The organism is Lysinibacillus sp. FSL R5-0849 (assembly GCF_038595075.1).
Classification (GTDB): domain Bacteria; phylum Bacillota; class Bacilli; order Bacillales_A; family Planococcaceae; genus Lysinibacillus; species Lysinibacillus fusiformis.
Genome location: NZ_CP152004.1, coordinates 2099553 through 2115358, shown reverse-complemented (window position 1 = coordinate 2115358; position 15806 = coordinate 2099553). Strand labels below are relative to the sequence as shown.

The window sequence follows — 15806 nt, the reverse complement described above, 5'->3', positions numbered from 1 at the left end:
AGAATCATAGATGGATCATTATTTAAAAACATTTTTAACCGGTCAATCCATTACATTACAGCAAATGGCCCCCGCTGACTTAGAATCATTTGTAGCCATTGAAAGTGAAACAAAAACTTTACTCCTAGCTAATGATGAAATTCCCTTCCCTCAAACGATGGAGGACCATTCCGCATTCTTTCATTCTATCAGTGGAAAAAAAGATGAATTTTTCTTTGGTATTTATGAAAAAGCGACTCAGCAACTGATTGGTTCCTGTGGTGTTTTTGCTGTTAACTGGCAAAATAGCACTTGCTCTGTGGGCATTTCAATTGGACAGCAATGGCAAGGAAAAGGCTATGGCACGGATGCTATGAAAACACTCATTGAATTCATTTTCCAATACATGGCCATTCAAAAAATCAAACTGCAAGTATTCAGCTTTAATCCTGCAGCTATTCGCTCCTATGAAAAATGCGGCTTCACGAAGGAAGGGCATTTACGAAATGAAATATTCCGCTTCGGCACCTTCCATGACCTCATAGTATTTGGCTTATTACGTTCTGAATGGAACCAAGTCAAATAGTAAATGTCCCCAGGGGAGATACATAAATCGTGTCTTCTTTGGGGTTCTTTCTTTACATCAACTCGACTGGGTTTTAACGAATCCATTCACGTAGCTATCCAACTGCCTCAATCATCGTCCTTTACATGGACCCTCCCATAAGACCATCACTAGCTGTCTATCAGCCCTTTTGCCATACTCGCTCCACTTCTAATAAAGTCAGCTCACGGAAAGATAATCGGTAGATATCAGGCATAGACAGCGTTTGCCAAAATACATAATCATACTGTGAATCAAAGGATTGCATCATCAGCACCATTATATTGCCATGTGTACCAATAACAATGCTGTCATGGGGGTGAGAAAGAATGATAGTTTGTAAGCTCTGTACAGCCCGTGCCATTGCCTGCTGATTGGACTCTCCACCAGCCCATGCAAAACTAGGCTCTTCCCAAACTCGTTGTAGTGCTTCCTGAAAATTTTCTATCGCTCCATTGGCAAGCTGTCGTTCCTTTAGTGCATCCACAATTTGAATTGGTACATCATGATACCTAGCAATACCCTGTACTGTTTGAATGGCTCTTTTATAAGGACTCGAATAGATTGCATCGATGCGTTGATCGTTAAATAAAGATGTCACTCGTTCTACATCCCTAATTCCTTTTAATGATAGTGGACGATGATATTCATCCTCGGAATAATCGGCATGTGCATGTCTCACAAAATATAATTCTGTCATTCTTGTCTCCTCCACTCATCATTCGCTGAATCAAGGTAAATGAAATTACCATGCAAAAATCGCCTGCTATCCACAGTAATTTCCAAATAAACATGCATATCAGAATTGCGCGTTTTATTAAAGCTATTCGTCATTACATCAAACAAGCCAATTCACTTCAAGTTGTTGCTCAAACAATTCTTTTATTGCGTATTCGTGATTACTATATGTAATGGCCTATAATGCATCCAGCGAGACAGCATTTACTCAATTATTTTCAACGTAGTAATAATATTAATTTAAGAAAAGCTGATACGTTTCATATTTTAGTAAAGGTATTCCAACGGATGGTTCCCATGTGAGAGCTCCTCCACTTCACATGCTGCTCGTTTATTTGGAAAAGTAGCGACAACAAAGTTACTCTTTCATACCCCTTCTATTATTCCATTAATTTCAAAAATTCTCAATAATTCTCCACACTCAATGAAATGTCCCCATTTCTAAACAACATTAAAGCTTATTTGATAAAATGTGACAAGATACGAATAACGCCATAAATTGTTGGAAAATTCAATATCAAACAACAACTTTTTTCATAGTATAAATGGTTTAAGCCCACTCTTTTTCTCACTTAATTTTTTCTAAATTGAAACACGAAAACAACCCTAACAGCTCAACAGTTAGGGTTAATATACTTAATTTTTATGAAATAAATGGATATTATAATAAATCCTTTTAACTAAACAGTGAAAAATGTTTGTTTTTCGCATAACAGGATGAAGGTCCCTATCTGTGACTAAATTACGAATTTGAGTTACGATACACAATATGACATTTTTTTTAATATAAGTGATATACAATGAAAAAGTTGAATCGAGGTCATAAGAAATTAATTTTATGAATAAGGATAAAAAATTAGGAGGAAAATATCTTGGTAAACTTATTGCTTAAACAATTCTTGAAGGCGGAAATTGAGATCAAACGTAGAATTATGTATAAAAAAGCAAAGGATCTTGGTTTCACTCATCCGGCTGTAGTAGATTACAGTCAAGAATTGGACGTCCTACTAAATAGATATTTAAAACAAGCACAAGCTTCCTAATCATAACGAGGCATATAATAGAAGAAAGTATAGATATGGGTAAAGCCAGACCTGAATTCTGGCTGGTTTTATCTTTGCATTCGGCTAGCCAACCTCTACATGTATAGATCCCAAAAAAGTAGGCGATGTTTTTGATAAGAAGACATCTGGAGGTTGAATAATGCATGTATTCATCTTAACTTTTATGGTTGTTTCCAAAATATTATTGCCACCCCAACATTCAGTAGACCATACGGCACCCACACTTTGCACACCAACTGAAATAAATACACTATATCAATATCCAAACAACCAATTTCAATCGTTTCGTGATGAGGACGAATTTTATCAGCAGCTTAATCGTACAATTTACGAGGAATATCCCCATGCGTCATGGAATATTCGGCAAAAAATGGCCTTTAGAGATATAGCAGAGGCGACAGAAAATTTTTATTTACAAACCAATAGTAAACAAGAAATAATAGACCTCTCTCAACATACTTTTGTTCATCCCAATCGACAAGTTTATTTTTTAGCATCTTTTCAGCACAATACCGATGAGACCTATCGAAAATTTCTAGTCATCGACGCTGAAACACAAACAGTATTACTTGGTCAATCCCAATTCCAAGAGAGGACCAAGGACCTTTAATTCATTGTATGCATCGCAACTAGATTCTAGTAGTCATTTCAAAAAAATAGAAATTTTTTTAAAAAGCTTGCATTGAATAGTAGATCTATTCAAAGCAAGCTTTCTTTTATAAGCTCTTTAGTTTGATGGCTTCTGTCATTTCCTCTATTAATTGTGATATGGAATATTCAACAGTGGCTTGTTGTCCATGTCTACGGACAGACACATTTTGATGGGCAGTCTCTCGATCCCCGATAACAAGGATATACGGTATTTTATGCAATTGTGCCTCCCGAATCTTTTTACCGAGCTTTTCCTGACGATCGTCAAGTTGCACCCGAATTTGTTCATGTTGTAGGGCTTTTACTACTTGCTTAGCATAGTCTTGATGTGCATCCGCCACTGCAATGACTTGCACTTGTTGCGGTGCAAGCCAAATCGGGAACGCCCCTCCAAAATGCTCAATGAGAATACCTAGGAAACGATCAATGGAACCAAACACCGCACGATGGATGACAACAGGTCGAACTTTTTCATTGTGTTCATTAATGTATGTTAAATCGAATTTCTCAGGTAGCTGGAAATCGAGTTGTACTGTGGCACACTGATGACTTCGTTGGATGGCATCTTTAATATGAATGTCGATTTTCGGCCCGTAAAAAGCCCCATCCCCCTCATTAATCGTATAGTCGATTCCTAAATTTGTCAGCACATTTTCAAGCGCCTCTTCTGCCTGATCCCATAACGACAATTCTCCCATATAGTCATCTGGACGTGTCGATAGTTCTACCGAATATTGGAAACCAAATACATTGTACACCTCATCTATTATTTTTAGAGCCAATGCAATTTCATTTTCAATTTGCTGCGGTGTTGCAAAAATATGTGCATCATCCTGACAAAATGACCTAACGCGTAACAATCCATTCAGCGCACCGCTAAATTCATGGCGATGCACTTGCCCGAATTCTGCCATTCGTATTGGTAAATCTCTGTAAGAATGTAGGCTATTTTTGAAGATGAGCATATGTCCTGGACAGTTCATTGGCTTTAAGGCAAAGCTTTGATCATCCACCTGTGTAAAGTACATATTGTCTTTATAGTGATCCCAATGACCTGACTGTTCCCATAAACGCTGATTCATCATTAGAGGTGTCCGTACTTCTCGATAGTCATATTTTGCTTGTAAATTTCGCAAATAGGATTCCAGCTCATTCCGTAAAATTTGACCATTTGCTAAATAAAAGGGCATTCCCGGCGCTTCCTCTGAAAACATAAACAACGAAAGTTCCTTGCCTAGTTTACGGTGATTTCGCTTTTCTGCTTCGTCTAAAAACACGAAGTATTGTTGAAGTTCTTCTTTTGTTGCAAAGGCAACCCCATAAATACGTTGTAGCATTTGATTGTCGCTATCGCCTCGCCAATACGCACCCGATACATGCATTAATTGGAAGTGTTGTAATTTCCCCGTAGACGGAACATGGGAACCTCGACATAAATCATAAAATTCACCCTGCTCATAAATCGTCACGGTTTCATCAGCGGGAATAGACTCCAACAGTTCCAGCTTTAACGCATCATGAGCAAAAAGCTCCTTAGCTTCATTCCTCGAAACCTCTCGTCGCTTGATTTGTACATTTTCCCGCACAATTTGTTTCATCGTTTTTTCAATTTGTTGTAAATCACTTAGTGCCAGTGTATCCGCAATGTCTATATCATAATAAAAGCCGTTTTCAATCACGGGTCCTACCCCAAACTGTGCATGGGGGTATAGACGTTTGACAGCCTGTGCTAATAAATGGGCCGTTGAATGACGAATAACTTCAATTCCTTCCTTAGAGCTAGCATCATACAATGTAATTTGAGCATCTTCCATAATCGGGCGCGTCAAATCAACGATGGTTCCATTGACACTCCCCGCTACTGCCTTTTTGCGAAGCTCAGGACGAATCGCTTGGGCAATTTCGGTTAGTGTCACGCCTTTTGTAAATGCTTGCTGTTGACCATCTGGAAATTGAATGTGAATAACTTGATTTGACATGTTCTCGACTCCTTTAATTTTTATCAATTTTGCTATGGTGTGTCATAGAAGTCCTAATTGTGACTACAATTTGAAAAACTATGGACCTGCCAAAGACTTGATCCTCATTCAGCTTTTAGAATGGGGACCAAAATAAAAAAACACATATCCGCCCCTACATAGGGACGAGTATGTGTTCATTACCCGTGGTTCCACCCAAATTCCCACTAGTAAATAGACTAGTGGCTCATTGATTTTGCCGTAACGTTGCAAAAGACGGTGCAAGTTTCCAAGCACAGCTCCAAGGTAGTAAGAAGGGATCACAACATTAGGAAGCTTGCAGCGAAGGCCTCCCTCTCTGAAAATGGTTGATCGAATCTCTTGTCCTTATCATGGCTCATTTCATTTTTGCATGAAATTGTTAATTACTATAACGAATTCTGTTTTTTTTGTCAAACCTTGAAATAAAAAAATCGTCCGTTTCAATGACCACGGTTGTTCTGGTCAAAATTCGTAACGCTTACATTTATTTCAACTTACATACATAACGCGTCATACACGATATCCCTATAACATATGAAACAATGAGCCCAAAAGTTCTGTATCGAATTATTATTATCCATTAATGATTCTTTATTTCTAAAGACTCATTTTCAGATAGCCATTGCATATGAATAATTGGCTTAGCATTCCGTTTAAAAAACTTCTCACTTTCTTTTTTCGTAAATGAATAATACCCCTCTTTATTTAACTGCACATCCATTATATTTTGGGATTCCTTTTCCCCTTCAATGGTGATTTGTAAGGGCCCTAAATCATCCTTCTCATCAAGATAATATAAGCGTAATCCTTGATCAGAATTACTATGGTAGATCGCTTTCCAATGCTCACTCTTAGCGATATAATGCACTTCCTGCTCAGGACTCTGACAGGCTGTTAACAGAAGTAGTAAAACAATTGGCACTATCCATTTCTTCATATTTTATTCCCCCTAACAATGCATGGTGACAGTCAATCCTGTTGGTTTTTCTTCAAACACATCTTTGTATTCTGTAAAAATAAAGCTGAGTCCTTGTATGTCATCTGGTAATGGTGGCGTCACTACATATCTATTACTTTCATATCCATCTGAACCACATGCTCCTGTATGGCGGCATTCATAATTCTGGTCTATAAATAACCCTAAATAATGGCGATTTGATCTTTGATGAATATCTTGATAGGAATCTTCCTCATAATCCCAGTCAATCAAAAGCTGTACAACACTTGTATTTTCGTATTGGCGAACATAAGAAATCGTATAGATTCGATCTCCCACTCCCTGCGATTGTAATACCGCAATATATTGACGAAATCCGACTGGCTCGACACGTGATTGATAGTATTTTTCTGATTTAATCACACTGAAAATCATGGTTTAAAATTTGTCATCGAAACCATATTTTTGCGCCCATTCCTTCATCATTTCATCTGTTGGGCTATCTTTTGTATGAGCAGAGAGCTCTTTCCGTTGAAATAAGAGTGCACTTATTTGCTCATCTATTGCCAATCGTTTTTGGTGTATGCTTGGCATTTCGTTCATCTACATCCTCCTCCATCCTACAAGTCCCTCTTCTTTCTATACGTTATTCCCCTCATTTAGTTCCATAATCAGCCTAATTTTACTTTTTAGCACTAATAAAAAAAGCTACCCTATTTGGATAGCTTTTTTCGAGTTAATTGATAACAACTTCATTATGCCAGCTAGTGGAATCTGATAATTGATATGTAATCATATTGGCTGTGACGGCAAGGATGACACCTGCTCTAGATGATCTATGGGAAATATCGGGATTTTCCAATACAAGAACAGCGTACCCTTCACCTCGCCCTTGATCATCGATTGCATTGGGTGCATGAATCTCAAAGGTTGAGTAGGACTGATTTTTTGTTGCATAAAGTAATCGCTCCTCACGATACACACCATTTTCCTTTAGATTATAGCTAACAGGCATCCACCCATCAGACCATTCAACACTGCCAAGGATTTGACGTTTCCTACTAGCAAGTTTGCCGATAGAATACGTAAAATATATTTTCATTATCGCTTGATCTAATTCATTTTTTCCTTCTGAGGTGGCTGTTACTTCAAGCATAATTTCATTCTTCGATAACTTTTTCATTAACACTAAAGCCACAGTGATAACACAGATAAATAGTACTATACCCATTATGATAATTGCCATTAGGTCCCTCCTAGTATCACGATTGCTATTACTATAATATTACCATGATTTAGGAGAAATTAGTGCTTTTCAGCAAACAATCTTAAGAAATGACACAGGCATAAATGATAAGACAAAATTAGCGTATCGTCTGTCTATTGACCTTGTTGAAGTTCCGCAGTTAGGGTAAAAGGTATGCGTAAATATTCATATTGAATCTTCACCTTTTTGATGTCGGCTGCTTTGACTTGAACCGCGTAATGCTGTGGCTGCTTGCCAATTGCTTGTTGATCTATGTATGAACGAGGTAAAACTTTAACTTGCGTTAATTTATGAAATGACATATTGGTATTTCCCTCTAGTTTTGTTTCGACCTCAAATGGTTCAGACTTACTAATGACAAGCTCAGCACTGTCAGGAAGTTTTTCATTAACAAGTAGTTGCGTAAGCTTAATTTCACGTAATCCTTTGTTTTCAATCGCAATGATCTTGACCGCTTCATTGCCCTGCTTACTTGTGTAACTTTGAATGACAAGCGGTGGATTACTCTTAAGATAAATCATAAATGCGGCGCCCACCACAAGCACACTTAGTAATAAGGCAAATACTATTTTTTTCATATGTTCCCTCTCTTTCCACTTTCTCAGTATAACAAAAAACAACCTGACTTTTTAGAAGTCAAGCTGTTTTTGTAGTCGTAATTCATCTCGTATCGCAATGCCATCATTGCCGATAAATGGGATGGAAGGCTTATAGGCTCTTGCCTTTTCCACCGCATTAGGCAAGATTTCGATGAAGTAATATCCCCTTTTTTGATAAAACTTTAGGGCATGTAAATTATCATTCGTTGTAATAAGAGTAATGCTTGTACAACCGTTATCAAAAGCTATTTGTTCTACTGCTTGTACAAGCGCTGAACCGATACCTTTGCCTTCTTGAAGACTATCGAGAGAAATGATTTCACAGTCTTGCTTACGAATAATGTAAGTAACAAGCCCTATCATCTCTTGACGGTCATTGACAAAAGCGAAGCCCTCTAATTGACTACAGTCATAAACGCCACTTGAAATGACCATTTCTGTAGTTCCCCAATGCTCCTTAAAAAAATGAAGCACATTTTGTTGTGGTAATTGTTGAATTTCAATGATTGTCATGTCTGAACTCCTCGTTACATGGATAGATGAAAAACACCAGCAATGGCCTTTTGAATGCCTAAGAAAACTGCCCAGGAAAGAATACCTAGACCAATAGCAAAGACAATATGAATAGAGGATTTCATCGCCATGTAAATAACAAACAGCATGCACATGGTTGCCGGTAAACCTACAATGACACCAACTGTAAAGCGTTGAATATGCTCGCTCGATTCACTTTGCACCGTCAGCCAAATGATACTTAAAATACTCACTAAAGGTAATGCCGCAATAATTCCGCCATAGGAAGGAAATCTTCGTGCCACTTCTGTGACGACACCAATAATTGCTGCCGAGCTAAGAATTTTAAACAATGTATACATTATTTCGCCACCTCACTTAGACGTCGGAATGCCTGTAGGATGGTCTGTTGTTCCTGTTCTGTTAGCTTATTAAGTGCATGCTTGAGCTTCTCTTCATCTAATTCTGAGTTTTTCTTCAGTATTTGTAAGCCCTCTACTGTCAAATGAAGAATAACCTTACGTTGATCGTCACTCGCACGTTCTTTTGTCACCCAGGCATGTCGCTCTAGTTTTTTCACATGCTCTGACGCTGTATTAGGAGAAATATTTAATAACCCTGCAATATCGCGTACTGTTACCTCTTCTTCCTTTTGAATCATCTGTAAAATCCGCACACTTTGGTGAGAAATCACATCTTCATGTGTTGTATGTAGATGATAAAATATCGTAGTAAAATACTCATTTATATTTGTAATCATGTTGGTACCCCTTTTATATATCGTTGAATACGATTATATCGTAAATTACGATACATTTAAAGTACTCCCCATAAAGTTTATATTTTCAGATAGTTTACTAAAGCAAAAATGGCAATTGGAGGCTATGAGAAGAACCAACTTAGAAAGTTTGATGATTCACGTTAACAAAAATATGCTATTTCATTTTCATAAAAATTTAATTTTTTGCGCATCTTGCTAAATATCATCGATTGCTACTTGTAGACATGGATGTTCTACAGTATTATTACTCTATTCTGAATTTAATTGAGGGCAATCTATGTTATACTTTCTGTATTTTTTAGTAGGCGGCACCATCATGGTGTTAGCGCTGTTACTAAGCCCATCCAACTAATTATTTCTCTCAGGTGTCATTACGGCCCTGCCGATTTTGACATTGATTAACATGGGCATGCAAATGAAAAATATGAAAGCATCTACCTTTCATACAGTCCTACAAAACACCGTGCTCGGAGCGATCGGCATGCTGTTATTTACTGTACTGGTCTTCCTCTTAACGAACTGGTTTAAGCCTGGTACTTCGGTAATGAGTGCGCTAGCTGTTTATGCTTTCTGGCAAATATATTTTATCGATGTTCGCCTAACAAGCAAAAGGAGCTATCTTTTGACAGCTCCTTCGCATTATTTACATTAGCCCTATCTGTCATAGACTAACTTTTGATGATTCTCACATAAATACCCTTCTTATTTTTTTAAATCGCATGGGTATTTATTTCTTTTACATTGACGATATACCAAACAGCCAGCTCCTGCTTGATGAATTCCGTTTAATCGTTGAACAGGCGATGACTGAATAAGTTCCTCTAGCACATCATCTATTTCGAATTCTCCATATAAAACGTCTTGATTGAGCATTTATCTATCTACCTCAGTACAATTCGATATTACAAAAACACCACCACAATGCGAGATTGGGTAAAATTGTAGCTGACAACGATCCTGCAGGCTAATTTTTAGCTCCTCATGGACAAAATAAAACTCATCATCATCCCAATAGCCTTTGCTAGCCTGACGGCATTGTTCTAGCTGCCCTCTTGTTTGAAAGGCAACATCGCCTATTAAAATTTTACCATCGGGTGTTAGTTGCTGTAATAATTGTTTGATATACGTAACCTTCTGCTCATCAGTAAAATGATGTAGGGCATACGTACTAACAATCGCATTATATTGATTGTTCATCAGTGTTGTAGGTAGACCATTCGATAAATCCCATTCGAGTAAGTTAGCCTGTGGCATTTTTGCCTGTGCAATAGCCATCATCTTCGAAGAAAAATCAAAGCCATCGATCTTGTGCCCATGCTCATAAAGTTTAGCTGTTAAAACACCTGTCCCAAAGCCAATATCTAATACAGTCGATGCCGGAACTTGCATGACCTCATTAAAAATTTTATTTAAAATGTCTTTATAGCCCGCAAATGGGTATTGCTGATTTTCTTCACTAAGTTGAACGGTTTGGTCATAGCCATCCGCCCAGAGATCAAAACCTTGTTGATTTAATAGCATAGTGCCTCCTAAATTGAATAAATTCTCCAAGCATTGTTTCGTTGACTATTCATTTTCTGTGTCATCACAATTCCTCCTTTATGAACCAATTCATTCAATTATAGCAATCTTTTATCTATCGAACAATTCAGAAAATACATAGGGCAATAAGCAAATATTATACTTTTGTTGAATTTCTCTAAGCTCTTGTTCAGCTGTAGATACTTCTTCCTGTGCTACTAGCTCATGCACATTAACACTCTGTCCGAATACAAAACTTCATACTGAAAATGAAGCTACTGCTACTAATAGTGGTTTTCTCGTAATGTAAACCATTAATAATTTACAAAATATTACATTTTTTCTTTTTTATGATACAATAATTATATTGGGTAGTTAAAAAGGAGGTGGCTAATGCAAGTTACAAATAAAAAGGGGTTATTATGGATTAGCATTATCATGACTTTATTGTCCGTTTTCTTTGTATCTTATGGAACCAACAAATTTGGAGCCCCTTTTCAATTTATAAGTTACATCGGTGAGAATGAGTTATCATCTACATTTTCTTTATTTACCAAAAATGGTATTACATCAATTCAATTTAATATACTTTATTTTTTTATAGATGTTACACTTATTTACTTTCTTCTTTTTTATGTTAGAAAAATAATTGGTTTATTAAAAATAAGCAAACAATCCTAATTTTTCTCTTAAGAAGCTCTGAATTTCAATACCAATGGGCTGTTATATAGATTTATGAGTATAATAAAATTTACATTAATAAACAATTGTACTTTGATGTGAAAACTAAAACATTCTCATTCAGTCTTCCAAAAAATAAAAAATCGCGCATTATCTTCGTGCCTGAATTATTTAAGGTATATTCGATCTCAACTATATAAATTTACATGGTCTTAGATATAACTTCGCTCCATATGCCATCGTTAATGAAGTATGTTTCAAAGGCAATTGAGTCATATGCATGTTTAAATACTTATCACCACTTCACCGGTCATTTGACTATTGAAAAACAAGCGTAACATTTGATAAAATTAAAAAATCAAGATAATTCACTTTTTAGACTAAAAATAAAAAACTTATATAAATCAACAATCCTTAAGGGAGGGATCGAAATGTCCGCATTCACTTGTAATGCATGCTCTAGAACGGCTTCTGAGGTCAAAGAGGTCTAAATTAAGTTATATCCATAACAGAAATTGAATGATCTCTTAGGCCAAATGCTTTTAAAATTAGCCTATAAAACAGGAGAGATTTCAAATGGAAAAACAAACTATTCAGCCGTTCTTAACGGTCGCAAACTATCACTTACTGGAACAGCAATTAAGTAAAATTTTACATGCCCTTACCACAACGCAGGACAAAAGTGTCATTCTTGCAGTACGTGGGCTTGTCGAAACGGAAATTACTACCAAATTAGAGTTATCCACTGAGGAAACACAACTTGTTGAACAGCTTTTCACCGTCACAGATCGTGCGCAGGGCGATGCCTTGTTAGAGCAGTTAAAGCCTTATGTCATACCGTTTAAGCCAGTAACAGCTAGCACCCTCAAATCATTGTTTAAAAAGGAGAAAAAGCTGAAGCTACCTAATTTAGATGAACTTGATTTTCAACAAATTTGTTACCTAGCATGGGATGATGTTGGGACACATCGAAAATACGTTGTCCTCGAACAAGACGACAAACTCCAGGGGATTAAAGGGGTATTTTCCAACAATACTGTTCGCGGTATTTGCGCCATCTGCAATCGTCATTCAGATGTTGGCTTATTTACGACTTCCATTAAAGGGCAAGTCGTTGGTACATTTACTAACCATAGTAATTATATTTGTGCAGATAGCCAAACATGTAATGAGCATGTATCAGATATGAATAGAACGCGCGACTTTTTCCAACGAATAACCCAAAAATAAATGAAATAAGGGCAGAAATGTTGTGTAGGCAACATTTCTGCCTTTTTAATGGCTAGCGCAATTTGACTTTTGTAGTGGCATAGCTTGAGTGAAAAATGACACTATCCCCTTCTCTCCATCCCAGATGTTCAACACCCAAAACAGATAAATGGTATTGCTGAAGATTTCTTTCATGAGTAATAATCGTTACTGTATATTTGATTACCTTTTTGATGACACTATTCCCCTCCCACTGTTTGGAAAAACTTCAGAAATAATTTCAGACACAAAAAATCACCTCCTCTATAAAGGAACTATAGGAGGAAGGTGATTTCAAATCAAACTCATATAAAATTATTAATACTTTAGGTCACATAAAGCTTTATGAAATATCGACACTACGTTTAACGTGACTCTTTTGGTGGCTGGCATACATCACATTTTCGTTGATGTTTATTTTTAAATTTAGTAAATGTTTTTTCAAAGTTACTACCACATGCACATTTAAATAGTAACTTTTGAGAAAACCCGTGATATTCCGTTGATAGCAACTTACTTTCCGAATTGTTCTCAACAAATTCTTTAATTTTACCAATCGTCCAACGTTTATTCATTTTCTTACACCTCCATACTTTCTCGTTCTGCGGAGGCTTTTCTTGGCATCCGTTCAAGGTCTTAATTAACTTAAGCTCCTCATTATAACATGAGCTAGCATACAAAAAAATAGATGGAAGCTATCTTATTCAATGTTCGTATTCGTCAATGTGTTCTTTTTTGGACTAGCTAAAATGATTTAAGTTAGATGGAGTGATGGAAGATACTAAAAGAATTAACGGATTCGAGCCTTACGGAATCCATCAAATATATTGATGGCTACAGATAAAATAAATATGATGATTCCCCCGCTAACTACCCATATTTCAAATTGCTTCGTTGTTGTGGTAAATAATTTACTCATGTGAGTTATAAATTCTTGGTTCATTACATTCGGATTACTTATTATCACAATAAAGACAATCGTTGATAAGAGCTCAAGAATAGCATGAAAGATGGCTATTTTTTTGTCCATTGTCTTTTGAATAATTTGTAATCCGATTGCTGAGGGTTAAAAGCATGAAAGCTGCATGATAATCTCTCAGGTAACCCTTTTAAAATTTTAACATAAATATCCAATTTATTCTGATGTTATTCTATTAAATGGACCTATTCATGAAGAAAGACGCTCGTCATTAAAGAAAAGCGCCCGATTGTTGAAGATCGTTATTGAACTAAAGCCCCCGTTAGTTCAATAAGAAAAAAATATCTATAATTATTAAAGTGGCCCACCTTCAAAACCAATAGGCCATCCATCCTCTTTAAATTTTACTTTATACTGAAACTCAAAGTGACCATCAAAAATAAAAGCTAAACTAAACCCTGAAAATATATAATCGTCAAAATTAACCATCTTTCCAAAATATATTGTGGATAGATAGTAGTTCTTCATTTCTTGATTAGGGAAGAATTTCTGTAAATATTTTAATGCTCGGCTTATATGTAGATGGAGTTCATCGAATATTTTTTCTGCCATTTCGATAATTTCCACATCGGGATTTTCATTATTCCCTTGAATAAAAATCTCCACATCTTCCCATTCTCCGATATTAATACTATAAAACCACCGTTCTTGAATGAGATACTTCTCATTTTGGTATACAGTGGGATTAACTAGGTTTATTTTTTTTACCTCATCTTTAGTTAACGGTTTATCAAGTATAAGCTTTTTATGCAAAATGTTTTTGATATTAGAGACAATATATTTAGATTTGTTTAATTCTAAAGAGTCCATTTTCCACCTCATAAATTATAAAATAAAGTAAATTCCCCCTTAATTATATCATCATCCTTATTCAACTATCCTGCCCCGTTAGCTTAAGTACACTGTTTCACAAACTCAAATCAAGATTAACATAAAATCGTATTTTTAATTTAGAAGCGTTATTCAATTAAGTGGCCCATTTGTTGAACAAAAAAATCCTGCATATCAACACAGGATGTTTAATCATACTTTATTGTAAATGATCAATTTTTGTTTTAAATGAACAAACATTTTTATAAAACTACAATACTATATTATCCGTTACATAAATCCTTATTGTCTGAAAGAAAGATACTTTTGCACAAAAAAGAGGATAGTTAAGGCGAATTTCTTCATGCTCTTCTATCCTTTTTCTTTGTATAAATAAAACGTGGTATATTATAACATCTAACGGTTCTGGTCTTTGTTATTCTGATCATGGTAACGTTTTAGCATGGTCGCCATTTGCTCACGCGTTAAGGTGCCTTTAGGATTCAGGTTTTTGCCATCTCCTTTAATAATCCCCTCTTCAATGACCCATGCCCAATCTTCCTTATGGATTGTGGCTACAGCCATAGTTGAAATCAATTCTGCTTTTCCAGCTAATAATCTTTTGATGTCGGCCAGTTCCTGTTTTAATTGATTATTTTCATTTTTTAATTCTTCATATTGTGTAAATTTTAGTTCCTTTTTATGGTCATTAGCAGCAGTAAACCATGATAATGGTTTATGACCATTTAGGAAATTGAGATCCACACTCCCTTTAATGCCTTGTACTACCCCTTTATCCGTGTATTGCCATACATCACATGCAAAATTGGGCTTTTTCCCTGGACCACTTGCGCCACTGTATCGTGGTATCCATAGAAAATCATAATTTTTAATCGTATCCATCCGATAAGGCTTGTAAAAATGGTGTCCCGTATATAATCCAACTTTTACACCCTTATTTTTTATATAATCAATAAACGCCTGTGTACCTTGCACAATGTTTTCAATACTAGCGCATAAGCTTCTGCTGCATTTTTATAGGTTACATATATATAAACGCCAAAGGGTATTTTGTACTTGGTACTACCTTCAATATTTAGAAGGTATTTTCGATCAATCGTGCTAGTCCCATATTGAATGCGAATGATAGCCAAATCAACATCATTACACGCTTGAGACCAGTCAATATCACCTTGATGGTGCGAGATATCTATTATTTTGCTCATATCAAATCTCCTAACCTTTTTTATTGCCTAAAGGACGTCCTTGAATATATCTCAAAAATCATTCTTAACACTTATTACTACTGTCTCATCGTAATTTTGAAACTACAATTTATCAAGAACATTTGATCAAGGTAAAGAACTTTTAACCATACTGGATATCCTTAGACAATTGCATAAAATTAGCCCTCCACCTTTGATTGTGGAAGAC

Annotated in this window: 23 protein-coding genes; 6 read left to right on the top strand and 17 right to left on the bottom strand. The window is 36.0% G+C overall.

Annotated features, from left to right (window positions below):
- The first annotated feature begins 10 nt into the window (after nt 1-10).
- On the top strand, nt 11-565 hold the full coding sequence (locus MKY80_RS10350; RefSeq protein ID WP_342532856.1) for a GNAT family protein: 555 nt from the start codon (nt 11-13) through the stop codon (nt 563-565).
- Between the two features lie 160 nt (nt 566-725).
- Here MKY80_RS10350 and MKY80_RS10345 read toward each other — a convergent pair whose 3' ends face one another.
- A complete protein-coding gene (locus MKY80_RS10345; RefSeq protein ID WP_089984574.1) occupies nt 726-1283 on the bottom strand; it encodes a histidine phosphatase family protein in 558 nt (185 codons plus the stop codon).
- Nucleotides 1284-2193: 910 nt separating this feature from the next.
- On the opposite strand from MKY80_RS10345, the gene MKY80_RS10340 reads away from it, so the two are divergent.
- Together MKY80_RS10340 and MKY80_RS10335 are read left to right on the top strand one after the other, a co-directional pair.
- Nucleotides 2194-2364: an aspartyl-phosphate phosphatase Spo0E family protein gene (locus MKY80_RS10340; RefSeq protein ID WP_025117185.1), complete on the top strand. Its 171-nt coding sequence runs from the start codon at nt 2194-2196 to the stop codon at nt 2362-2364.
- Nucleotides 2365-2524: 160 nt separating this feature from the next.
- Nucleotides 2525-2995: a hypothetical protein gene (locus MKY80_RS10335; protein ID WP_043989840.1), complete on the top strand. Its 471-nt coding sequence runs from the start codon at nt 2525-2527 to the stop codon at nt 2993-2995.
- Nucleotides 2996-3101: 106 nt separating this feature from the next.
- Here MKY80_RS10335 and thrS read toward each other — a convergent pair whose 3' ends face one another.
- The 9 genes from thrS to MKY80_RS10290 form a co-directional block, all read right to left on the bottom strand.
- A complete protein-coding gene (thrS, locus tag MKY80_RS10330; protein ID WP_008174893.1) occupies nt 3102-5015 on the bottom strand; it encodes a threonine--tRNA ligase in 1914 nt (637 codons plus the stop codon).
- Nucleotides 5016-5616: 601 nt separating this feature from the next.
- Complete coding sequence (locus MKY80_RS10325; RefSeq protein WP_008174895.1) at nt 5617-5973, bottom strand: lipoprotein; 357 nt, start codon at nt 5971-5973, stop codon at nt 5617-5619.
- A 12-nt stretch (nt 5974-5985) separates the two neighbouring features.
- On the bottom strand, nt 5986-6408 hold the full coding sequence (locus MKY80_RS10320; protein ID WP_342532851.1) for a hypothetical protein: 423 nt from the start codon (nt 6406-6408) through the stop codon (nt 5986-5988).
- Nucleotides 6409-6411: 3 nt separating this feature from the next.
- Nucleotides 6412-6576 carry a hypothetical protein gene (locus tag MKY80_RS10315; RefSeq protein WP_342532850.1) on the bottom strand — a complete coding sequence of 55 codons (165 nt, stop codon included), beginning with the start codon at nt 6574-6576 and terminating at the stop codon, nt 6412-6414.
- A 133-nt stretch (nt 6577-6709) separates the two neighbouring features.
- Nucleotides 6710-7219, bottom strand: coding sequence for a hypothetical protein (locus MKY80_RS10310; RefSeq protein WP_008174898.1), 510 nt, complete (start codon nt 7217-7219; stop codon nt 6710-6712).
- Nucleotides 7220-7353: 134 nt separating this feature from the next.
- Complete coding sequence (locus MKY80_RS10305; protein ID WP_043989841.1) at nt 7354-7818, bottom strand: hypothetical protein; 465 nt, start codon at nt 7816-7818, stop codon at nt 7354-7356.
- A 51-nt stretch (nt 7819-7869) separates the two neighbouring features.
- Nucleotides 7870-8352: a GNAT family N-acetyltransferase gene (locus MKY80_RS10300; protein ID WP_008174901.1), complete on the bottom strand. Its 483-nt coding sequence runs from the start codon at nt 8350-8352 to the stop codon at nt 7870-7872.
- A 14-nt stretch (nt 8353-8366) separates the two neighbouring features.
- Nucleotides 8367-8714: a DUF3147 family protein gene (locus MKY80_RS10295; RefSeq protein WP_008174903.1), complete on the bottom strand. Its 348-nt coding sequence runs from the start codon at nt 8712-8714 to the stop codon at nt 8367-8369.
- On the bottom strand, nt 8714-9112 hold the full coding sequence (locus MKY80_RS10290) for a MarR family transcriptional regulator (protein ID WP_089984578.1): 399 nt from the start codon (nt 9110-9112) through the stop codon (nt 8714-8716). Before MKY80_RS10290 ends, MKY80_RS10295 begins: the two co-directional genes overlap by 1 nt.
- A gap of 409 nt (nt 9113-9521) precedes the next feature.
- Between MKY80_RS10290 and MKY80_RS10285 the strand changes: the two genes are divergently transcribed.
- Nucleotides 9522-9785: a hypothetical protein gene (locus MKY80_RS10285; protein ID WP_181950584.1), complete on the top strand. Its 264-nt coding sequence runs from the start codon at nt 9522-9524 to the stop codon at nt 9783-9785.
- 50 nt (nt 9786-9835) lie between these two features.
- Here the strand turns inward: MKY80_RS10285 and MKY80_RS10280 are convergent, their stop codons facing one another.
- A complete protein-coding gene (locus MKY80_RS10280) occupies nt 9836-10006 on the bottom strand; it encodes a hypothetical protein (RefSeq protein WP_342533108.1) in 171 nt (56 codons plus the stop codon).
- Complete coding sequence (locus MKY80_RS10275) at nt 10007-10654, bottom strand: class I SAM-dependent methyltransferase (RefSeq protein ID WP_043989843.1); 648 nt, start codon at nt 10652-10654, stop codon at nt 10007-10009.
- Nucleotides 10655-11047: 393 nt separating this feature from the next.
- Between MKY80_RS10275 and MKY80_RS10270 the strand changes: the two genes are divergently transcribed.
- Together MKY80_RS10270 and MKY80_RS10265 are read left to right on the top strand one after the other, a co-directional pair.
- Nucleotides 11048-11335 carry a hypothetical protein gene (locus MKY80_RS10270; RefSeq protein ID WP_089984584.1) on the top strand — a complete coding sequence of 96 codons (288 nt, stop codon included), beginning with the start codon at nt 11048-11050 and terminating at the stop codon, nt 11333-11335.
- Nucleotides 11336-11911: 576 nt separating this feature from the next.
- A complete protein-coding gene (locus tag MKY80_RS10265; protein ID WP_089984587.1) occupies nt 11912-12565 on the top strand; it encodes a FusB/FusC family EF-G-binding protein in 654 nt (217 codons plus the stop codon).
- Nucleotides 12566-12948: 383 nt separating this feature from the next.
- Here MKY80_RS10265 and MKY80_RS10260 read toward each other — a convergent pair whose 3' ends face one another.
- The 5 genes from MKY80_RS10260 to MKY80_RS10240 all read right to left on the bottom strand — a co-directional run bounded on the left by MKY80_RS10260 (nt 12949) and on the right by MKY80_RS10240 (nt 15598).
- Nucleotides 12949-13158: a hypothetical protein gene (locus tag MKY80_RS10260; protein WP_025117169.1), complete on the bottom strand. Its 210-nt coding sequence runs from the start codon at nt 13156-13158 to the stop codon at nt 12949-12951.
- 215 nt (nt 13159-13373) lie between these two features.
- On the bottom strand, nt 13374-13613 hold the full coding sequence (locus MKY80_RS10255; RefSeq protein WP_342532843.1) for a hypothetical protein: 240 nt from the start codon (nt 13611-13613) through the stop codon (nt 13374-13376).
- Between the two features lie 243 nt (nt 13614-13856).
- On the bottom strand, nt 13857-14372 hold the full coding sequence (locus MKY80_RS10250; RefSeq protein ID WP_342532842.1) for a hypothetical protein: 516 nt from the start codon (nt 14370-14372) through the stop codon (nt 13857-13859).
- A gap of 417 nt (nt 14373-14789) precedes the next feature.
- A complete protein-coding gene (locus MKY80_RS10245) occupies nt 14790-15368 on the bottom strand; it encodes a GH25 family lysozyme (RefSeq protein WP_342532841.1) in 579 nt (192 codons plus the stop codon).
- The gene (locus tag MKY80_RS10240; RefSeq protein ID WP_342532839.1) at nt 15335-15598 is read right to left on the bottom strand and encodes a GH25 family lysozyme; all 264 of its coding nucleotides are present in this window, start codon (nt 15596-15598) and stop codon (nt 15335-15337) included. Before MKY80_RS10240 ends, MKY80_RS10245 begins: the two co-directional genes overlap by 34 nt.
- Nucleotides 15599-15806: the final 208 nt, after the last annotated feature.